Annotated in this window: 1 protein-coding gene; it reads left to right on the top strand. The window is 33.4% G+C overall.

Features of this window, described 5'->3' with window-relative positions; genetic code table 11:
* Positions 1 to 454: YphA family membrane protein (locus tag V7149_RS19735; protein WP_335347300.1), on the top strand; the 454-nt coding region annotated here is incomplete at its 5' end.
* Positions 455 to 719 lie beyond the last annotated feature (265 nt).

Raw genomic sequence — 719 nt, 5'->3', positions numbered from 1 at the left:
ATACGTAAGTATTCTTTTTGCTGGCACCTTATTAGGATTAATCAGCAAATTCAAAAGATTAACAGCTGCCTATGTATTATTCAGCTCATTCATTGTTATGATAGCGTATGTTTGTTTTCATTTATTCGCACTATTTGATCCTGTATGGTTAATTTTCCCGCGAAAATGGATGCTGGCCTTGCTTATGATAGCATTAGCAATCATTTTGCATACAAATAAAGTGTATCGGTTAATCATCATTCTATTTGGTTCGATACAGGGTGAATTTCTTTATGCATACATCCTTAATAAATATTCATTTCCACATTTAATTGGTTCATATGCTTATTTGGATGGTATTACACTTGCAGCTGCTCTACTTGGTGCTTGGTCTGGGTTTGAATATTTGACTTCCTTCTATGAAAAACATATTAACCATTTAGAAAAGGAAAAAGGAAAGCAAAAATTATCGTAAATGAATTTAGAAACATTTATATAAGCAATTTATTGTACTAATAATCCGCATAATGGCGAAACAGCAAGTTATTCCAAGTTTTAATTGCTAGTAAGGTACTGCTTTGATAAACTTATAAAGTTAGGCCCTTCTCTGTACTAATAAGAAGGGTTTATTTACCTTCATTCAGCAGATGTTTCCACTAGTATAAGTGGGGATGTATGCGAACAAATTGTCAAATCCAGTAAGGGTTTAAACTCCGGCTGTATAAAGTTAAGCCTCCGGC

The sequence above is a fragment of the Bacillus sp. JJ1503 genome (genome assembly GCF_036965125.1).
Classification (GTDB): Bacteria; Bacillota; Bacilli; order Bacillales; family Cytobacillaceae; genus Cytobacillus.
This window is presented reverse-complemented; position numbering and strand designations above follow the sequence as displayed.